The sequence below is a fragment of the Caballeronia sp. LZ003 genome (assembly GCF_031451465.1).
Taxonomy (GTDB): domain Bacteria; phylum Pseudomonadota; class Gammaproteobacteria; order Burkholderiales; family Burkholderiaceae; genus Caballeronia.
Genome location: NZ_JARUXJ010000004.1, coordinates 914,197 through 931,603, shown reverse-complemented (window position 1 = coordinate 931,603; position 17,407 = coordinate 914,197). Strand labels below are relative to the sequence as shown.

At 64.2% G+C, this 17,407-nt stretch carries 18 protein-coding genes; 4 read left to right on the top strand and 14 right to left on the bottom strand.

Annotation, left to right across the window (positions count from 1 at the left end; all coding sequences use genetic code 11):
* Positions 1–36: 36 nt before the first annotated feature.
* Entirely contained in the window at positions 37–993 is a 957-nt protein-coding gene (locus tag QCE79_RS28355) for a LysR family transcriptional regulator (protein ID WP_250509943.1), read from the top strand.
* Here the strand turns inward: QCE79_RS28355 and QCE79_RS28350 are convergent.
* Genes QCE79_RS28350 through QCE79_RS28335 form a run of 4 tightly spaced genes read right to left on the bottom strand, consistent with a single transcriptional unit; the run spans position 980 to position 5,129 of the window.
* Entirely contained in the window at positions 980–1,762 is a 783-nt protein-coding gene (locus tag QCE79_RS28350) for an SDR family NAD(P)-dependent oxidoreductase (protein WP_244828419.1), read from the bottom strand. The two genes, QCE79_RS28355 and QCE79_RS28350, sit on opposite strands and share 14 nt — an antisense overlap.
* Before the next feature lie 11 nt (positions 1,763–1,773).
* The gene (gene rhmD, locus QCE79_RS28345; RefSeq protein WP_250466768.1) at positions 1,774–2,952 is read right to left on the bottom strand and encodes an L-rhamnonate dehydratase; all 1,179 of its coding nucleotides are present in this window, start codon (positions 2,950–2,952) and stop codon (positions 1,774–1,776) included.
* A gap of 32 nt (positions 2,953–2,984) precedes the next feature.
* Complete coding sequence (locus tag QCE79_RS28340; RefSeq protein WP_250466766.1) at positions 2,985–4,310, bottom strand: MFS transporter; 1,326 nt, start codon at positions 4,308–4,310, stop codon at positions 2,985–2,987.
* Between the two features lie 57 nt (positions 4,311–4,367).
* Positions 4,368–5,129: an SDR family NAD(P)-dependent oxidoreductase gene (locus QCE79_RS28335; RefSeq protein ID WP_244828423.1), complete on the bottom strand. Its 762-nt coding sequence runs from the start codon at positions 5,127–5,129 to the stop codon at positions 4,368–4,370.
* 548 nt (positions 5,130–5,677) lie between these two features.
* Between QCE79_RS28335 and QCE79_RS28330 the strand changes: the two genes are divergently transcribed.
* Both QCE79_RS28330 and QCE79_RS28325 read left to right on the top strand, forming a co-directional pair.
* Complete coding sequence (locus QCE79_RS28330) at positions 5,678–5,947, top strand: hypothetical protein (RefSeq protein ID WP_244828424.1); 270 nt, start codon at positions 5,678–5,680, stop codon at positions 5,945–5,947.
* Between the two features lie 292 nt (positions 5,948–6,239).
* On the top strand, positions 6,240–7,094 hold the full coding sequence (locus tag QCE79_RS28325) for a helix-turn-helix domain-containing protein (protein WP_244828425.1): 855 nt from the start codon (positions 6,240–6,242) through the stop codon (positions 7,092–7,094).
* Positions 7,095–7,100: 6 nt separating this feature from the next.
* Here the strand turns inward: QCE79_RS28325 and QCE79_RS28320 are convergent, their stop codons facing one another.
* The 3 genes from QCE79_RS28320 to QCE79_RS28310 all read right to left on the bottom strand — a co-directional run bounded on the left by QCE79_RS28320 (position 7,101) and on the right by QCE79_RS28310 (position 11,348).
* The gene (locus tag QCE79_RS28320) at positions 7,101–8,945 is read right to left on the bottom strand and encodes an ATP-binding protein (protein WP_309849560.1); all 1,845 of its coding nucleotides are present in this window, start codon (positions 8,943–8,945) and stop codon (positions 7,101–7,103) included.
* A 4-nt stretch (positions 8,946–8,949) separates the two neighbouring features.
* Entirely contained in the window at positions 8,950–10,587 is a 1,638-nt protein-coding gene (locus QCE79_RS28315) for an ATP-binding domain-containing protein (protein ID WP_309849558.1), read from the bottom strand.
* Positions 10,588–10,676: 89 nt separating this feature from the next.
* Positions 10,677–11,348, bottom strand: coding sequence for a glutathione S-transferase (locus QCE79_RS28310; protein WP_250466759.1), 672 nt, complete (start codon positions 11,346–11,348; stop codon positions 10,677–10,679).
* 139 nt (positions 11,349–11,487) lie between these two features.
* Between QCE79_RS28310 and QCE79_RS28305 the strand changes: the two genes are divergently transcribed.
* Entirely contained in the window at positions 11,488–11,658 is a 171-nt protein-coding gene (locus QCE79_RS28305; RefSeq protein WP_244828429.1) for a hypothetical protein, read from the top strand.
* 72 nt (positions 11,659–11,730) lie between these two features.
* Here QCE79_RS28305 and QCE79_RS28300 read toward each other — a convergent pair whose 3' ends face one another.
* The 7 genes from QCE79_RS28300 to QCE79_RS28270 all read right to left on the bottom strand — a co-directional run bounded on the left by QCE79_RS28300 (position 11,731) and on the right by QCE79_RS28270 (position 17,356).
* Positions 11,731–12,141, bottom strand: coding sequence for a response regulator (locus QCE79_RS28300; RefSeq protein ID WP_244828431.1), 411 nt, complete (start codon positions 12,139–12,141; stop codon positions 11,731–11,733).
* A gap of 377 nt (positions 12,142–12,518) precedes the next feature.
* Positions 12,519–13,358: an AraC family transcriptional regulator gene (locus tag QCE79_RS28295; RefSeq protein ID WP_250493253.1), complete on the bottom strand. Its 840-nt coding sequence runs from the start codon at positions 13,356–13,358 to the stop codon at positions 12,519–12,521.
* 40 nt (positions 13,359–13,398) lie between these two features.
* Positions 13,399–13,602, bottom strand: a complete 204-nt coding sequence (locus QCE79_RS28290) for a hypothetical protein (RefSeq protein WP_309849551.1) — start codon at positions 13,600–13,602, stop codon at positions 13,399–13,401.
* A 4-nt stretch (positions 13,603–13,606) separates the two neighbouring features.
* The gene (locus tag QCE79_RS28285; RefSeq protein ID WP_309849549.1) at positions 13,607–14,869 is read right to left on the bottom strand and encodes an FAD/NAD(P)-binding oxidoreductase; all 1,263 of its coding nucleotides are present in this window, start codon (positions 14,867–14,869) and stop codon (positions 13,607–13,609) included.
* On the bottom strand, positions 14,866–15,123 hold the full coding sequence (locus QCE79_RS28280; RefSeq protein WP_309850637.1) for a 2Fe-2S iron-sulfur cluster-binding protein: 258 nt from the start codon (positions 15,121–15,123) through the stop codon (positions 14,866–14,868). The genes QCE79_RS28285 and QCE79_RS28280 overlap by 4 nt, the downstream gene beginning before the upstream one ends.
* 137 nt (positions 15,124–15,260) lie before the next feature.
* The gene (locus QCE79_RS28275) at positions 15,261–16,400 is read right to left on the bottom strand and encodes an FAD-dependent oxidoreductase (protein WP_309850635.1); all 1,140 of its coding nucleotides are present in this window, start codon (positions 16,398–16,400) and stop codon (positions 15,261–15,263) included.
* Between the two features lie 5 nt (positions 16,401–16,405).
* Complete coding sequence (locus QCE79_RS28270; protein ID WP_404989426.1) at positions 16,406–17,356, bottom strand: 4-hydroxyproline epimerase; 951 nt, start codon at positions 17,354–17,356, stop codon at positions 16,406–16,408.
* Positions 17,357–17,407: the final 51 nt, after the last annotated feature.

The window sequence follows — 17,407 nt, the reverse complement described above, 5'->3', positions numbered from 1 at the left end:
TTTGAAGCTACTGCGTTGCATCACCGCGGACCGACAATGAATCAGAACGTCTCACAGGTGGCGCTCGTCAATCGCCTGAAATTCAAGCATCTGGCGCTGCTCGTCGCGCTCGACGACGCGCGCAATCTGCACCAGGCCGCCGACGCCATCAACGTCGCGCAGCCGAGCGCGAGCCGCATGCTGGCCGATATCGAGGAAGCGTTCGGCTTCCTGCTCTTCGAGCGCAACGCGCGCGGCATGCAGCCAACGCCGCTCGGCATGTCCGCGCTCGCCTACGCGCGCCGCTCGCTCGCCGACCTCACCCGCTTCGCCGACGACCTCGACAACAAACGCCGTGGCGGACATGGCCAACTCACGGTCGGCGCGATCATGGGCGCCGCGCCCGACGTGCTCGCCATGGCCGTAACCGAACTCAAGTCGGAGCGGCCGCTGCTCAACGTGCGCATCCTCGGCGAAACCAGCGACCAGGTCGTGCAACTGCTGCATCGCCGCGAAGTCGATCTCGCGCTCGGCCGTCTCACCACGCCTTTGCAGCACAACGACTTCGATTTCGAACCGCTTGCGCGCGAAGCCATGCGGCTCGTCGTGCGCGCCAGACATCCACTCGTTTCGAAGACGACGCTCGCGCTCGATACACTCGTCGGCTGGCCGTGGATCCTCCAGCCGATCACGAGTCCCGCGCGTCATCTCTTCGAGGATGAACTCGCGCGCGCCGGGCTCACCACGCCTGCCGATATCGTGGAATGCGCGTCCATCTTCGCGACGCTGCAACTGCTGCAAAACAGCGACGCCGTCGCAATGCTGCCGGAATCCGTCGTGCGAGATTATCTGCGCGCGCAATTGCTGGTGGAACTGCCCATTGAAATCGGCAAGAGTCTGTCGGGCTTCGGCTTGCTGCGCCGCAAGTTCGAGACGCTCTCCGAACCCGCCGAATACTTCATCGCGCTGTTGCGCAAGTATTCGGCGTCGTCGCTCGCGGTCACTGCAGGTTGACGAAGAGACCGCCATCCACGAGCAGCGACGCGCCCGTCACGTAACGCGCGCGATCCGATGCCAGAAACACGACGCACTGCGCCACATCGTCCGGTTCACCGAGTCTTCCAAGCGGAATGCGCTTTTCCATATAGGCGCGCTTTTCCGTATCGGACAAGTCTTCGGCGTTGAGGTCGGTGGCGATGGTGCCCGGCATCACCGAATTGCAGCGGATGCCGTAAGGGCCGAGCGCGATGGCGCACGACTGCATCAGCGAATGCACGCCCGCCTTGGTCGGCGTGTAATGCGTTTGCATGCCGCCGCCGACGAGCGCGCTGATCGAACTCGTCGCGATGATCGCGCCGCCCGTGCCTTGATCCTTCATCTGATTCGCCGCGGCCTGCGTCACGTAGAACGCGCCGTTCAGGTTCACCGCGACCGTGGTTTCATAGACCGATGGCGGCATGTCGAGAAACGCATGGAACGGACAGATGCCCGCGTTGCTCGACAGCACGTCGACGCGCCCGAAGGCGTCCACCGTGCGGCGCACGAGTTCGCGGCCGGTCTCGTGTTCGGCGACATTGCCTTCGACCGCAATCGCGCGACGGCCGAGCGCCTCGATCTCGCGCAGGATCGACTCGACCGCGTAGCCCTTGCCGTACGACTTGTCGTTGTCGCCCCAATAGTTGATCGCGACGTTCGCGCCTTCGCGCGCGCTCGCCAGCGCGATCGCCCGGCCGATGCCGCGCGAGCCGCCCGTCACGATCACCACTTTGTCTTTCAACAGCATGAACGTTTCCTTCAATGAGTGTACGGACGCGTCAACGCGCATTCGGGATTCAGCCGCACGCCGAAGCCCGGCGTCTCCGGCACCTTCATGCGGCCGTTCACCGGAACGGGTTCGTCGAGCAGCAAGGGCGTGAACATCGGCACGACCTGATCGGCTTTCTCGGCCATCATGAGGAACTCGGCGAACGGCGAGTTGTGACGCGTCACCACGAAGTGATAGCTATACACCGACGAACCGTGCGGCACCACGAGCACGTTATGCGCATCCGCGAGCGCCGATATCTTGATGAGCTCCGTGATGCCGCCGCACCAGCCGACATCCGGCTGCACGAGGTCCGCGCAGCCCATCTCGAAGAGCATGCGAAAACCCCAGCGCGTGGCTTCGTGTTCGCCCGTCGTCACCATCATGCCGCCTGGCACCGCGCGGCGCAGTTCGGCATAGCCCCAGTAATCGTCGGGCGGCAGCGCCTCTTCGATCCATTTCAGGCCATGCTCGCGCGCCGCGTTCGCGAGGCGCTTCGCGTAGTTGAGGTCGAGGCTCATCCAGCAGTCGAACATGAGCCAGAAGTCGTCACCGACTTTCGAGCGCATGTCGGCCAGTTTGGCGATGTTCTTCGCGAGCCCTTCCTCGCCTTCGGCCGGTCCATGCTGCAAAGGCATCTTGCCGCCGATGAAACCCATCTCCTTGGCAAGATCCGGCCGCGCGCCGGTTGCATAGAACTGGAGTTCATCCCGCACCGGTCCGCCGAGCAACTGGAACACGGGTTCCTGGCGCACCTTCGCGAGCAGATCCCACAACGCCAGATCGACACCCGATATCGCGTTGAGCACGATACCCTTGCGCCCGTAGTACAGCGTCGCGAAATACATCTGATCCCACATCTTTTCGATATCCGTCACGCGCTGCCCTTCGAGGAAGCGCGCCAGATGCTTCTCGACGATGAATGCGCCGATCTCGCCGCCCGTCGTCACCGCGAAGCCGACCGTGCCGTCGCTTGCCTCGATTTCCACGACGAGCGAGCCGAGCACGTTCAGTCCGAACGACTGACGGCTCTGGCGATACTCGGGATAACGCGCCATCGGCGTCGAGATGTGATCGTCGATCCAGTGGTTAGCGCCCTGATCGTGATAATCGGCGCCGCCGCCGCGAACGGTGAAAGCGCGCACTTGGCGAATGGTGGGCATGGACATGAGTGTCTGTCTCCGTTTGAAGGCGTTGTTGTTCAGGATGCGCTGGCGGGTTTGGCGCGGGCATCGCGCGAGGCGTCGCGCTGCGGCACGCGCACGAAGGCGACGATCACGAGCGCGGCCAGGACGCTCGCCGCGCCGAGCACCATGAGTCCGGCGCTGGTCGAATGGAATGCGGCTTCGGCGGCGGTGCGGGCCATCGGTGCAAAGAATCCGCCGAGGCCGCCCAACGAGTTGATGAGCGCGATGCCGGCCGCCGCGGCCGCGCCAGTGAGATAACGCGTCGGGAACGTCCAGAAGAGCGGCTGGGCGGCGATGAATCCGCTCGCGGCGCAACACAGCGCGATAAGCGATACCACCGGCGTTCCCGCAATGCCCGACACGACGATCGCGACGCCCGACATCACGAGCAACGCGATAGCGCACACGCGATGCTTGCCGGTGCGATCCGCATAACGCGGCACGATCCACGTGACGATGACGGCCGCCACCCACGGCAACGCGGTCACGAGTCCGACACGAAAGCCGACCTTGGTTCCGAGCAGCGCGGACACTTGTTGCGGCAGATAAAACACCACGCCATAGACGGCTGCCTGGATCAGGAAATACGCGCAGCACAAGACCAGCACGCGCGGATCGATGAGCGCCGCCAGCACGCCACGCGGTCCGTGCGATGACGCGTTGCGGGCGTCGTCATCGAGACGCGCGACGAGCAGCGCGCGTTGATCCTGAGTGAGCCAGCGTGCGCGGGCGGGGTCGTCGTCGAGATACCAGAACGCCCAGACACCGACGATCGACGCGAGCAAGCCTTCGACCAGAAAGAGCCATTGCCAGCCCGAAAAGCCGAGCGCGCCGTGCAAGTCCAGCAGCAATCCGGACAAAGGCGCACCGAAGATGAACGCGAGCGGCGCGCCGAAGTAAAACACGCCGAGCGCACGCGCCCGAGCGCTTTGCGGGAACCAGCGCGTCAAGTAATAGACGATGCCGGGAAAGAATCCGGCTTCCGCCACGCCGAGCAGAAAGCGCAACGTGTAGAAGGTCGTGGCGTTGTGCGCGAAGGACATCGCCGCCGAAACAAGACCCCACGTCACCATGATGCGGCACATCCACAGCTTCGCGCCCACGCGATGCAAGAGCAGATTGCTCGGCACCTCGAAGATTGCGTAGCCGACGAAGAACACGCCCGCGCCGAACGCGAACGCGGCATTGGTGAGGCCGGTGTCCTGCTGCAGCGCCTTCTGCGCGAAACCGATGTTCGCGCGGTCCAGAAACGCGAGCACATACATGAGCAGCAGAAACGGCAGCAGCCGGCGCATCACGCGGGACGTGACGGCGCCTTCCGCGCTAACGGAGTCATTCATGTCTCTCTCCAGGTCGCCTTGCTTTTTTATGATGGCGATCGAGCAATCACGGCGATATCAATAAGTCGCGCGTCCGCCCGACAGATCGAACACCGAGCCCGTGCTGAACGCGCAGTCTTCCGACGAGAGCCAGAGGATCAGCGACGCGGCTTCCTGCGGCTGAAGAAAGCGGTTCATCGGAATTTTGGACAGCATGTAGTCGATGTGCTGCTGCGACATCGAATCGAAGATTTCGGTTTTGGCGGCGGCCGGCGTGACCGCGTTGACGAGAATGCCCTTGCCCGCGAGTTCCTTGCCGAGCGACTTGGTGAGCCCGATCAGCCCGGCCTTCGACGCGCTGTAGTGCGAGGCGTTCGGGTTGCCTTCCTTGCCCGCGATGGACGACACGTTGACGATGCGCCCGTAACCCGCCTTCAGCATGTGCGGAACGACGGCGCGGCAAGTGAGATACGGCCCGATCAGATTGACATCGACGACGCGGCGCCAAACATCGGGAGCGAGTTCCCAGGTCGTGCCGTTGCCGCCGGTGATGCCTGCGTTGTTCACGAGGACATCGATATGGCCGTGCGCGGCGAGCGCTTTCTGGACGGCCGCCTCGATGGAGGCTTCATCGGTGAGTTCGACGACTGCGTCGCTCACCTTGCGGTCTTCGTGCTTGGCGGAGAGTTCCGCAGTCGTGCGCTGCAGCCGTTCGCCGTCGACGTCCCACAGCACGACATCCGCGCCCGATTCGAGTGCCCGTTCCGCTACCGCGAGGCCAATGCCGCGCGCGCCGCCTGTTACAACCACCGTGCGGCCCGCCAGATCGATCCGGTTCATCCTTTCGTCTCCTTGTTGTTGCGTCATTCATGCAAGAAATGAATGCCGTGAGACGCACTATAGTCCCACGGCAATAGCGCAACAATTCGAAAGGGCAATCGTTCGATAGCGAAAGCGGATCGGCTGGCTTATCGACGAGCAGGGTTTGCGTCGCGTGAGCGAAGTTTGAACATGCGCCGAGGTGTCTCGGGGTGGACCGCAGTCCCAGACCTTTCCACGTGCTGGTCGTGAAAGGCGCGGTCGGCGAACATGGCAAAGGCGAATAAAGCGGCGATACCGATTGGGCTAAAGAGAAGAATGGCGACAAACACGAGAACCTCCTTAAACTGGCTACGTCGCAGTATAAAGCGATAATCTCGGTCAACTTATCGCCAACTTCGCAAAACGCCGTTTAACTATCGAAGCGACTTTTTAAGATGGAGCCGATTCCGAATGTTTAAGTAGCGTTCGCAGCCATCGTCGGGAACGCGCATTGCTTTAGCTCTTCACGGTCGCATTGACCAGACGATAAATCGGGCCGCGCCCGAACATTACTCACATAAGAAAGCATGTTCACACCGAAAGCCTGCACTGCCACTTGCGTACTCGACGGAATGCCCGTCACGCTCACGTACTTCCCCGACACCACGCTACTGCGCATCACAGACGCAACCGGACACTGTGTCCGCGAGACGCGCTGGCCCGCGCCGTGGCGCACGCTGCTTGCCACCTTGCGCGAATTCAGTGGACGCGACGCCGAAAGCCAGCTTTCCACGCTGCTCGATGAAATGCCCGTTGCACAAAAATCCGCGCGCCAAACCGCGCCCGCCTTCGCCTGAAACCGCCGCAACCGATGCCTGTTGCGCAATCGAGCGTCGCGGCTCGCGACGCCGATCCGACGTCCCTGGCGGGTCGATCTGCAACACTTACGCACGCCTCGTAAACCACGATCTTCAATGAGCGCCAACGAACGACGGCAGCAATCGCACGAAAGTAAAATGCAAGCTCATTGTCGATCGTCCGCCGGTCCGTTTTGAGTTCGCTTAGCCGCGCCCTTTACAATGTGGCACTCAGGCGTCTTGCCTCGCGCGAACCGCTTCCTTGTCGACACCCCTCTACGCATTTGGCTGTATGGTCACTGAAACGTCTTCATCGGAATCGCTCGCCGTCGCTGAGCGCGTGCGTGAGCTCATGGCCCGCCACGGTATTGGCAAGCGGCAGCAAACCGCGGAACTGTGCCGCATCCTCGACCTGAGTTTTTCGCAAGGGCACCGCAAACTGCGCGGTAACAGCCCATGGACGCTCGCGCAAATTCGCAAGGTCGCGGACGCGTTCGACGAAGCCGCGCTCAAGCTCTTCGAACCCATCGACACGCGCGCCGACGAGAGTGAAGGCACGGCGCACGACGCGGTGCTCAAGATCGGCTCGCTGGAAATTCCCTGCATGACGTGGGTCGGAAATGCGCTGGACGCGGGCAGCCGGCCCGACTTCATCGCGCAGAAGCTGAATAACCGCTGGATCGTCTCGCGTCACGAAGGCGTGCTGCTTCACGAAGCGTTCGACGTCCACAAGATCGAGATCCTGCCGCGCCGCGCGGATATCGAGAAGCCGATCATCGCCGTGGTCGACGACGATCACGCTTCCGCCGACAATCTGCACGACTATCTGGAATTCAGCGGCTTCACGGCGATGGCTTACTACGGGCTCGACGCGTTCCACGAAGCGCTGCAAGTGCAGGTGTTCGATGCCGTGGTGATCGACTGGCTGTTCGGCGTACACACGTCAGCCGGCGCTATCCGCGACGTACGCGAGTCGGACAATCCGGATGCGCCCATCTTCGTGCTGACAGGCGAATTAACCACCGGCAAGGCGAGCGAGTCCGAAATCAGCCAGGTGATTCGCGACTACAACGTGACGTGTTTCGAAAAACCGGCGCGGCTCGGCATTCTCGTCGCGGATCTTTCCAAGCGGCTTTTGCGTAGTTGAGTCCGCTCACGCCGCGCGCCGCCGCACCGTCACGGCGCGGTGCACGGCGCCTTTCAGCACGTCATAGCGCACGGGCTTCAGCAAATAATCGAAGAAGAGAATCGCTGCGCGCGGGTCGACGAGTTCCGGCGCGTAGGCGCTCACCGCGATGATCGGCACGCTCGCGCCCGGCGAAAGGCGCGCGCGATATTCGTTGGCGAACGAGTAGCCGTCCTTGCCCGGCATGTGCAGGTCGGCGAGGATCACATCGGCGTCGTTGGCGCGCAGCCATGCGAGCGCGCTGTCCACATCGGGCATTGCGACTGTCCAATAACCCAGGTGCGTGAGCATTTCCGTCAATGAATCGCGGATCGCTTCGTGGTCGTCGATCACGAGGACGCGCGATCTGCCGCTGGCGGGCGTTTCCATCGCTTCATCGCGCGGCTCCGGCAAGTAGTCCACCGATACCGCCGGCAGACTTACGCGAAACGCCGCGCCCTGCCCGACTTCGCTCGATACCTCGATCGTCCCGCCCAGCAAATTCACCAGGCCGCGCACGACCGCGAGGCCCATGCCCGCGCCGTCGAAGCGCCGCGTGCTGGATGAATCCAGTTGCGTGAACTCCTGAAAGATGAGCGGCAATTGTTCGCGCGAGATGCCGGGTCCGGTATCCACCACGGAGATGTCGAGGCGCTTGTCGGCGCGCACGAAATGCACGTCGATGGAACCTGCCTCCGTGTATTTGACGGCATTGGTCACGAGGTTGGTCACGATCTGCCGCACGCGATGCGGGTCCGATTCGAGCGGCCCGCGCGCGCCTTCGAATCCGCCGCGTAACGCAAGACCTTTCGCGTTGGCCGCGGGCGTGTTGGCATCGACGATCGAATCGAGCAGTTCGGCGGGATCGAACACGGCCATGCGCAGTTCGAGCTTGCCCGCGCCGAGACGCGCGTAGTCGGTGAGATCGCGCATCTGCGCTTCGAGATGGCGCGCGCCTGCTTCGAGCCGCTGAATGATCTTGCGATCCGCCTCGGCGCGCAGATTCAGCCCGAGAAGCTCGACCGACGAGACGATGGCGTGCAGCGGCGTGCGCAGTTCGTGGCTGATCATGCCGAGGAACGTGTCTTTCGCGACGCCCGCCTCGCGCGCGGCGCGGGTCGCCTGATGCTCGGCGCTGAGCGCGGCGCGTTGCTGCTCGATGAGACGCGTGCGCCGGTAGCCGTTGAACAGCAATAGCGCCGTGGCCGCCGCCGATAAAAGCCCAAGCAGAATGCCACCGTAGATCAGATACGTGCGCTTCTTTTCGAAGTCGCGCACCACGGAATCGCGCCCGACGATTTCCATCAGACGCCGGCCGCTCGCGAGTTCCGCGACGGCGGGTGCGTTCTGCCGCAACACGCCGATGGTGCGCAGCGTGCGTTGATGGTCGGCGCGCAATGCCTCTACATCGGTTTCGACGGAGCCGAGCGCGGTGTCGATCTGCCGGAGAATTTCCTGCTGACGATTGCGCAGCGTGTCGTGTCCGGCGAGCAGATCGTTCGATTCCGCGACCTGCTTCAGCCGCGCGCGTAGCTGCCGGTAGCTTGCGCGCACGGCATCGGCGTCTTCATCGATTCCGCCACGGAACAGCAGCACCTGGCTCTCGAAACGCTCGTAGTCGATCTGAAATTGCGCCGCGTCCCAATAGAGACCGTCGTAAGGCAGCGCGAAGCGATGGGAATCGCGCGCCAACAGCCCCGAATACAGCATGTAGCCGACCGCGCCGATAGGCGGTGCCACCGCGAACACGATCAGCGCCGCGTACCAGAAACGGCGAAACCACGGCCTTCCGGGCATGCCGGGCGCGGCAGGTTTGGCGGCTATGACGGACATTGCTTTATGGCAGCGTTTCGATGGCGGCTGCCGCCCGCTCCGACGCGACCACGATCAGCTTCATGGTCGCGCGCGTCGCGCCGACGAAGACTTTGCGCGCGGCTTGTTCATCGAGCACGTCGAAGTCGACTTCGGTGAGGATCACGCACGGCGCGGATTGTCCCTTGAAGCGATAGATCGATTCGAGCAGCACGTCGCCCTCGCGATACTCCGGATTGCCGAACAGATCGTACGTGCCGGTGAACGCGCGCAACCGATGCGGCCCGAGATGATCGACGGGCGTGAGCGCCGAACCCTCGCGCCCGCGAAACGACAGCACCGCGATGTCCTGCTTGCGAAAGCCGAGCGAGAGCGCCTGCGTGATGGCGCGCTTGGTCGCCTCGATCACTTCGTCGGAATGGCCGTTCTCGTAGGTGGCGATAGTCACGTCCGAGCCATCGAACGGACTGCCCGCATCCAGCCGCGCGCCCGGACCGACGATCTTGCGGATGAAGCCCAGAAGATCGCGCGGACTGCGGTAATTGGTCGTCTCGCGCAGAATGGTCCAGCCGGGCAGCGGCACGGGCTCGCGCAGATACAGGTTCTGCATCGGATCTTCGAGCCACCACCACGCGCCGTCCGGATTCAGCAACCGTTCCAGCGGTTCGACCCATCCCGGCTGAAAATCCTGTCCCTCGTCAACGATCAACACATCCGTCTTCCAGTGCTCGGGCACGGGCACGGCGGCGAAGCGTTCTTCGAGCGTCGCGAAGACATCGGGCTGGGAGAAGTCGGGCGGACTGCCGGCATCGCACGCCACCGAGGCGCTCAGCTGATGATAATTCGCGATCCTCGCCTCTTTCGGCGCGATCGCGCGGATATGATCCGCGAGCGGCCGGTTGAAGCATACGTACAGCACGCTCTTGCCCGCCGCGAGCGAGTCGCGCATGACGCGCACGGCGAGTTGCGTCTTGCCCGCGCCGGCGGTTGCGATCACGCGCAAGCGAAACGGCGAAAACTCCAGCCGGCGCGCCCATGTCGCCAAACCGCCTGAAAGGCGCGTGACGAGCGTGTTGGCTGCGCCGACGAGCGCGTTGGTATCGGGCGTGAGCGAGAGTTCATCGGCGAGAAAGTGATGGATGCGCGCGGCCGACTCGAAGCGCGGCTCGTCGGGCGGCAGAATCTCCAGCACGACTTTCGGCAGTTGCGCCTTGCGGCTTGCATCGACGATACGTCCGGGCGGCACGCCGGCAATGGCCGCGTCCTTCACCGTGTAGTCGGGGCAATACAGCAGTTCCTCGATGCGATACGTTCCCGCGCCGAACGCCGCCGTAAAGCGCCGATGCAGATTTTCCAGCGTGCGCGCGAGTTGAATGGCGACGTTGCGTTCCTTCTGCAAGTAGACCTTCACGAGCCCCGCGCTGGTCTCGCGCAGGAAACCGGCTTTCTGCTCGATCATCAGCACGCGGCCCGATGGCGCGACCACCACGAAATCCGCTTCGCCGAAGACGGAGAAGCCTTCGTTGACGCGCGTCCAGTGCACGCCGTGATACACCGTATAGTCCTCGGGCAGCTTTTCCAGCAGCGCGAGCGTTTCGAGCTCGCGGGCCGCTGCGCCGGTTGCTTCCAGGTTCTTCCAGTCGTCGGGAACGATTCGAGCCATGCTTGCCTTGGAGCTTGGTTGCATCTGCGATGAAGTCGCGCTTCATTGTACGCAACGGCGCGCGCCGAAGCGTCGGGCGCTATCCGACGCTATCCCGCGAGATCGTAACGGCCGCCGCGCTCGAGCGCACGCTGATATGCAGGCCGCGCGTGAATGCGTTCCAGAAACGCACGCACATGCGGCAAGCTCTTCGCGCCCGCGCGCTGACTGCCGGCTTCGAGTGGAAAGCTCATTTGCACGTCGGCGGCGCTAAAAGTGTCGCCCGCGAACCATTCGGACTTCGCGAGTTCGCTTTCGATATAACCGAAATGCAGCTTCAATTGCGGATCGATGAAACTGGTCTGCATGGTCTGCGCGATCCGGCGGCCGATCGGCTTCACGAAGAACGGCATCTTCGCGCTGCCGATGCGCAAGGCCACGAGTTTGAGCAGCAACGGCGGCATGGCCGAGCCTTCGGCGTAATGCATCCAGTAGTTGAAGCGCACGCGTTCCGGCGATGCGCCATGCGGCGGCGAGAAACGCCCTTCGCCGTAGCGATCGACGAGATACTCGAGAATGGCGCCCGATTCCGCAATGGTCTGCGCGCCATCCGTGATGACCGGCGACTTGCCGAGCGGATGCACGGCGCGTAGTTCGGGCGGCGCGAGCATTGTGTTGCGATCGCGCTCGTAACGCTTCAGCTCGTACGGGACGCCGAGTTCTTCGAGCATCCAGAGGACGCGTTGCGAGCGGGAATTATTGAGGTGATGGACGGTGAGCACGCTGTTGCCTCGTATTTTTATCGTGAGCGTTGGTATGCGACTTGCAAGCCGACACCACGCGAGCATACGTCGAAGGATAATGTCCGCGCGCCCAAGGGCGCATCTCTTTCACACGCACACAGGGACAACAGGAGAAACCGTGACGCTGATCATTTATCTGGTGGGCTGGCTGATTTTCATCGGCGGCGTAGCGTGGGGGCTCGTTGCCATGCACGTGTCGCAACATACGATCGCCATCGTAGCCGTCATCCTGCTCGGCATCGCCGTCATTACCGGCGCAACGCGCGCCCGCAATCGCGACCGCTCATAGCCGCTTATCGCCTGCCTTTTCCCGCTGTCTTGCGCTTGCAGCCGACGCCGCTCGCGCAAGACAAACGCGAATTCAAGTCACCACACGTGCCGACAGCGCGTCTTGAATCAGCGCCACCAGTTCATCGGGATGCGCGGGCTTCGTCATGAAATGCTGGAATCCTTCGCCGATACTTCGTAATCGGTATTCGTCGCCGTCGTGTCCCGTCAGCGCGATGGCCACGGAAGGCGGGAGATTGCCCCGTATTTCGTGGTCGCGCAAACGTTGCACGAGGTAGAAACCGTCCATTCCGGGAAGGTCGAGATCGCATATCACCGCATCGGGAAGATTCCGGATCGCGGCTTCCGCGCCGTCTTCGGCGTCGGCTACGGCGATCACATCGGCGCCTTCTTCTTCAAGCAAAATTTGCAGTGATGCCCTGCTTTCGGGATCGTCTTCGACCAGCACGATCCGCGTGTGCCCCAGTCTTGCTACTTCGTTCATGATGTTCTTTTCGACTGCCTAAAACGGAATTCTCGCGCACGGTCTCCACGGCTCGCCGCTCCTGACTGCCTGGGCAACCTTGCGTCGACTGCGCGCACCAAGCATACGTTGACAAGAAAACGCGGCGGGAATTCCGAACGCACCGTGTTCTATGCTGCGCGTGCACCGGTGCGGAATGCCGCGCAGTATGTCTCGCGCCGGGACAACGGGGGTAATGCCGGTCTCGGCGCACCGAAATCGAGCAAGAACCGGACCGGTCTGCGGCGTCGCCCGCAGACCCTTGACTGGTGGCGGTTTCAGCGTTTTTCTAGTGGCGCACCGGCCGGTAAAGCCGCACGACCGTGTAATTAAAACCGCAGCCATGCCCCGATTTCTCGTCAGACATTTAGGTTCGCGGCGGAATCGGGGCGCGTGGACAACGGCTGCGGCGCCTGCGATGTCTGCAACAGCGCGCGATATTCCGTCGGCGTAATTCCGACCGTCGCCTTGAACTGCCGCGTAAAGGCGCTGTGATCGGTGTAGCCGCATAACGCTGCCACGTCCGTCACCTTGTTGTCGTTTGAGACGAGCAGTGCGGTGGCGGCATCGAGCCGCGTCTTCAGCAATACCTGGCGCGGTGTCAGGTGAAAGACCTTGTGAAAATATCGTTCGAGCTGCGCGATCGACATGTTTGCCATCTGCGCGAGTTGCCGCATGTTGAGCGGCTGCACGAAATTTTCCTGGATGTGCTGCACGACCGCCGCGAGCCGGCTGTAGGCCGGATGCGTGCCTTCGGCCGCTTGCAGATCGCGCGAAATACCCGCGAGACCCACGATTTTGCCCGTCGCATCGTGCAGCGGCTGTTTGCAGGTCATGCACCAGCCGGGCTCGCGGCCGGGATACAGATGCAGTTCGAGTTGATCGATAAGCTGAGTGCCCTGCGCGATGATCGCCTGATCCTGCGCCGTATAGATGCGCCCGAAGCGGCTCGGAAAAACGTCCTCGGCGGTTCGGCCGAGCAGCGCGGACTTGTCGTCCTTGTGGCCGCAGCGGCGCGCGAGCGTGCGGTTGACCATCGCGTAGCGCGCGTGGCGATCTTTCACGAAGAACACGATGTCGGGCATCGCGTCGAACACCGGCGCGAGCAGCGCGAAGTGCGCGAGCATGGCGCCGAGCGTCGATGCAGGCGAGGCATCGGCTGCGGGTTCTTCGTCGGGAAGGCCGGGCGAGGTTGGCATGCGTTTTCGGTTGGGCTGACTTTGAACGCGATGCGGGTGATTATAGGAGCGAGTGCATCAGGACAAAATTGAGCGTGGCGTCTGCCTTGCATGGCGGCTCATGCGTGAGCGGGCGTCGGTTCTTGAAGTTGGCGTTGGCGTTGGCGTTGGCGTTGGCGTTGGCGTTGGCGTTGGCGTTGGCGTTGGCGTGAAGCGTATCGCGGCACGGCTTCATCACGCTAGTACGCGGTTCATCGGCCGCCAAGACCTCAATCCACCGCGCCTTCGTCGAGTTCCGCCATCAATGTATCGATGCGAACTGGCGCGAACGGTGGACGCGTCATCGGGCGTTCCCAGCCGAAATACACCGACGCCGCCTCGCCGCAAATGCGTCCCTGGCACGCGCCCATGCCGCAGCGCGTCTGCAGCTTCGCATCGCGCCAATTGGCATGCGCCGCGACGTCGCCAAAGCGCACGTCCTCGCAGCGGCATATGAGCGTGTCGGCGGATGGCGGCGTGCGTGCGGCAACACCCAGCTCGAAAGCGCGCTCGACGCGCCCGGCAAACGCACGCCAGCGCCCGCGTTCGCGCACGAGACGCATGTCGATGGCGAGCCCCAGCGCCGCGCGCGCCGCAATCAATCCTTCGACGCGCGCCAGTTCCATGCCGCCGATGCCCGTGCATTCTCCGGCGGCGAACACCGCATCGAGCGAAGTGCGCTGAGTGTCGTCGATGCAAAGGGCGGCGGTATCGGCGAATGCGCAGCCTAGCGCCTGCGCGAGCGTCGTATTCGGCACGAGCCCGTAACCGCACGCGATGCGATCGGCTTCGATGATTCGCTCCCGACTGCCAGTGCGGATCGTGACGGCTTCGACGCGCTCACGCCCGTGCGCCTTCACGACGACACCGCCCGTCCGATAGCCAGCCGTTCCAAGCGCCATGGCCTGCGCGAGCTTCGCGGGCGTCGCCGCAAGTGACGCGACAAAACGCGCGATGCGCCCAAAACGCGCCTGCTCGATGACCGCGAGAACTTCGGCGCCGTGACGACGCGCGGTATCGGCGGCGGCGAGCAGTAGCGGACCGCTTCCCGCCACCACGACGCGCTGCCCGCGCACCGGCATCCCGCTCTTGATGAGCGACTGCAAGCCGCCCGCGCCCGTGACGCCGGGCAACGTCCAGCCCTCGAACGGCAACAGACGCTCGCGCGCGCCGGTCGCGAGAATCAGCTTCGACCAGGCGATTTCGAGCGATGCCGTCTGCTGCTCCAGCAGGAGCCGCTTGTCGCCGGAGACGGCGGCCACTTTGGTCGAGCTCAAGCGTGTGAGATTCGGGCGCGTGGCGGTATCGGCGAGCCAGTGACGAAGTGGATCGGCGAGCGCTGCCTGCGGACCCTGCCGCCAGATCTGACCGCCGGGACGCGGGTTATCGTCGATGAGCGCGACTCGCGCGCCCGCGCGCGCGGCTTCCTGCGCCGCCGCGAGCCCCGCCGGCCCCGCGCCGACGATCGCGATATCGAACATTTCGGGCGTCATCGCGGCGTCGCCATCGTCTGGATGACGAGGCCTTCGTCACACAACGTCTGACAGCCGAGCACATGCGCGCGGCCCGCCACGACGACGCGGCACTCCTCGCAGACGCCCATTCCGCAGAGCGCGGCGCGCGGCTCGCCCGAAACGGAGCGGCGCGTGCCTCCGATCGAGCGCATCGCGAGCGCGGCGGCGATGGTGGTGAAAGCGGCGACGTCGAGCGCTTCACCGTCGATGAAGATGCGGACGGTTTCAGCCATCTGGACGATCTTGTAAGAGCGCGAGCGGACCCGGCGCTTCGCCGTCGATTGCGCCACGCCCGGCAGCAATCGTCGAGGCATTCCTGCTTGCAAGCTTGGAAAGCCAAAGCGGCCACGCGAGCGGCAAGCGCGCAATCTCAACCATCGACCGGCTCCCGCGCAAACCGCTGCGGCGAAAACGCAGCCGCGTAAGGCGCTTGCATCGCGCCGAGAATCTGATCCGCCAGCAACGCGGCAGTGCCGAGCGAAGTCGTGACGCCCAGCCCTTCATGCCCGGCCGCAAGCCACAACCGATCGCCCGCATACCGCGCCGGGCCGATCAGCGGCATGCCGTCCGGCGTCGCCGCGCGCAAACCGGTCCACGCGCGAATCGCGTTGAGCGCGCCGATGCCCGGCAAAAACCGCGACGCGCGTCTGAGCATGAGCGCGAGCACGCGGGCATCGATGGCCGGATCGACTTTGCCGAACTGCCGCGAAGAGCCGATCAAAATCTGTCCCGTCGGCCGCGGCTGCGCGTTGAACGCCACCGACACGCCGCGCGCGTGATGCGCGCTCTTGATATACCCGAGTTCCGCCACCTGATGCCCGATCGTGCCCGGATAACGATCCGTGATCAGCAGATGTCCCTTCTTGGCTTCGAGTGACACGCCATCGACCAACTCCGCCGCCGCGATCCCGTTGGCGACGACCACATGCGCCGCGTGACGCCGTTCGCCGCCGCGAAGCGTGATGCTCGCGGCGCTGTCGGTCGCGGCGACGCCAGCGACCGCGCAGCCGGTGACGACGCGAATGCGCGCGGCGCCTTCGGAGCGCGTCAGCAGCCATTGCGCGGCTGCAGGCGCATAGACGATGGCGTCGTCATCGACGAGAACGCCGCCTCGCAGCGCGTGACTCAGCGATGGCTCCGCCTCGCGCAAGCCGGTCGCATCGAGCAAATGCGCGCGCACGCCGCCTGCCGCGAAGGCATCGCGCATGGTTTGCGCCGCGTCGAGTTCCTCGTCGTCTTCGGCGGCCCAGACGGTGCCGCATCGCACGAAGGCGTCGCGTTCGCGCAAGTGCGGCGCGAGCGCCAGCCACAAGTCGCGCGACGCGCGGGTCAGCGCGAATTCGGCGGCGGAATCGTTCATCACGACGATATGCCCCATGCCCGCCGCCGTCGCGCCGCCGCCGATACCCCGCGCATCCACGACATCGACCACAAGCCCGCGCGCAGCCAGTTCCGCCGCGCACGCCGCGCCGACGATGCCCGCGCCGACGACGATCACATCCGCCGACATGTGCGTCACGCGGCAACGCTCGCCGGAATGCCGCGCGCGAACGGATCGCGCTCGTCGAACACGAGCCGCCCTTCGCCCATGACGTGCGCAAAGCCGGTGATCGTCGGCACGATCTCGCCTTGCGCGTGCTCGTAACTCGCCTCGAACACGCTGCCGATGATGCTTTCCTGCCGCCAAATTTCGCCCGGCGCGAGCAATCCGTCCGCCGCGAGACACGCGAGCTTCGCGCTCGTGCCGGTGCCGCACGGCGACCGGTCGTACGCGCTGCCTGGGCACAGCACGAAGCTGCGGCTGTCGATGCCCGTCGAAGGCGAATCCGCGAACAGTTCGATATGGTCGATGTACGCTCCCGCCGCGCCCGTTATGCCCTGCGCCTGCAGCGCTTCGCGAATCGCATCGGAAAATGCCGTCAACTCCGCGATACGCGCGCCGTCGAGCGTGCGTCCGTGGTCCGCGACGAGGAAAAACCAGTTGCCGCCCCACGCGACATCGCCCGTGAGCGGACCGTAGCCGGGCACATCCACCGTCACCGCGCGCCGATGCCGGTATGCCGGCACATTGCGCACGCTGACGCTGCCGTTCGGATTGAGCGTGGCATCGACGGGACCGACGGGCGTATCGATGCGATGCCGCCCCGCCGCTATCCGTCCCGCATGTACCAGCGACGCCACGAGCCCGATGGTCCCGTGCCCGCACATGCCGAGATAGCCGACGTTGTTGAAGAAGACGACGCCCGCAGTCGCGGTGGGGTCGTCGGGCGCGCAGAGAAGCGCGCCGACCATGACGTCGGAGCCGCGCGGCTCGGTGACGATGGCGCGGCGCCAGTCGTCGAAACGCGTGCGAAACGTCTCCAGCCGTTGCGCGAGTGTGCCGTCGCCCAAGTCCGGACCACCCGCGGTGACGAGGCGGGTCGGCTCGCCGCCCGTATGCGAATCGATGATGTCGATGGTTTTCATGCCGCCTATCCTAAAAATGCGCGCGGCAGGCGTCTTGGAGCGGCTACGCGA

What these genes read in the sequence shown, in the direction of transcription:
- QCE79_RS28355 (WP_250509943.1), top strand. Translation starts at nt 37, where the DNA reads ATGAATCAGAACGTCTCACAGGTGGCGCTCGTCAATCGCCTGAAATTC.
- QCE79_RS28350 (WP_244828419.1), bottom strand. Translation starts at nt 1,762, where the DNA reads ATGCTGTTGAAAGACAAAGTGGTGATCGTGACGGGCGGCTCGCGCGGC.
- rhmD (WP_250466768.1), bottom strand. Translation starts at nt 2,952, where the DNA reads ATGTCCATGCCCACCATTCGCCAAGTGCGCGCTTTCACCGTTCGCGGC.
- QCE79_RS28340 (WP_250466766.1), bottom strand. Translation starts at nt 4,310, where the DNA reads ATGAATGACTCCGTTAGCGCGGAAGGCGCCGTCACGTCCCGCGTGATG.
- QCE79_RS28335 (WP_244828423.1), bottom strand. Translation starts at nt 5,129, where the DNA reads ATGAACCGGATCGATCTGGCGGGCCGCACGGTGGTTGTAACAGGCGGC.
- QCE79_RS28330 (WP_244828424.1), top strand. Translation starts at nt 5,678, where the DNA reads ATGTTCACACCGAAAGCCTGCACTGCCACTTGCGTACTCGACGGAATG.
- QCE79_RS28325 (WP_244828425.1), top strand. Translation starts at nt 6,240, where the DNA reads ATGGTCACTGAAACGTCTTCATCGGAATCGCTCGCCGTCGCTGAGCGC.
- QCE79_RS28320 (WP_309849560.1), bottom strand. Translation starts at nt 8,945, where the DNA reads ATGTCCGTCATAGCCGCCAAACCTGCCGCGCCCGGCATGCCCGGAAGG.
- QCE79_RS28315 (WP_309849558.1), bottom strand. Translation starts at nt 10,587, where the DNA reads ATGGCTCGAATCGTTCCCGACGACTGGAAGAACCTGGAAGCAACCGGC.
- QCE79_RS28300 (WP_244828431.1), bottom strand. Translation starts at nt 12,141, where the DNA reads ATGAACGAAGTAGCAAGACTGGGGCACACGCGGATCGTGCTGGTCGAA.
- QCE79_RS28295 (WP_250493253.1), bottom strand. Translation starts at nt 13,358, where the DNA reads ATGCCAACCTCGCCCGGCCTTCCCGACGAAGAACCCGCAGCCGATGCC.
- QCE79_RS28285 (WP_309849549.1), bottom strand. Translation starts at nt 14,869, where the DNA reads ATGACGCCCGAAATGTTCGATATCGCGATCGTCGGCGCGGGGCCGGCG.
- QCE79_RS28280 (WP_309850637.1), bottom strand. Translation starts at nt 15,123, where the DNA reads ATGGCTGAAACCGTCCGCATCTTCATCGACGGTGAAGCGCTCGACGTC.
- QCE79_RS28275 (WP_309850635.1), bottom strand. Translation starts at nt 16,400, where the DNA reads ATGTCGGCGGATGTGATCGTCGTCGGCGCGGGCATCGTCGGCGCGGCG.
- QCE79_RS28270 (WP_404989426.1), bottom strand. Translation starts at nt 17,356, where the DNA reads ATGAAAACCATCGACATCATCGATTCGCATACGGGCGGCGAGCCGACC.